At 38.6% G+C, this 567-nt stretch carries 1 pseudogene; it reads left to right on the top strand.

Annotated features, from left to right (window positions below):
- Positions 1-102: 102 nt before the first annotated feature.
- Positions 103-297: pseudogene (hha, locus tag RTW80_RS27005) on the top strand (hemolysin expression modulator Hha); the annotation flags it as partial.
- Positions 298-567 lie beyond the last annotated feature (270 nt).

The following is a 567-nucleotide window of genomic DNA, read 5'->3' as shown; positions in this document are numbered from 1 at the left end:
CCCCATAACAGCCGGTTCAAATGAGCCGGCTTTTGTTTGCAACAACACATAGCTTATGCCGTATTAAATAAACCCAAGGACCTATTTATGGCAATAACATAACAGGAATGGTTATATCAGTTACGTCGCTGTTCCAGCTTAAAGACACTTGAGAAAATTATTGCTAAAAACCAGGGCACTTTAGCCTCGGATAAAATAGAAGCATTCAACTCTGCAGTTGATCATCGCCTTGCGGAACTGACAATGAACAAATTGTACGACAAAGTACCGGCTTCTGTCTGGAAGCATGTAAAATAACGCCAACAAAAATAGCAGGAAATCCCACACCTGCTCTTATTCATGAATAAACATATCCAATATATTCCAATGCGAAGAAATAATCTCCGTGGAATCCCCCATGAGAAAAATATCATATGGGAGAAAATCGCAATTATCACAGCCAGCGCATTCATTATTTTCGCTGTGCTCTGGCATTAATTATTTTCAACACAAAAAGGAAAAAACAATGAATCTGGTAGACGCCTTTGTCAAAAAAGTAATATCCGGGCCATATGAAGAATATGGAAA

This window comes from Escherichia sp. AM3, assembly GCF_032029835.1.
Taxonomy (GTDB): domain Bacteria; phylum Pseudomonadota; class Gammaproteobacteria; order Enterobacterales; family Enterobacteriaceae; genus Escherichia; species Escherichia coli.
The sequence above is the reverse complement of the archived record's forward strand: the minus strand, read 5'-3'. Positions and strand labels throughout refer to the sequence as shown.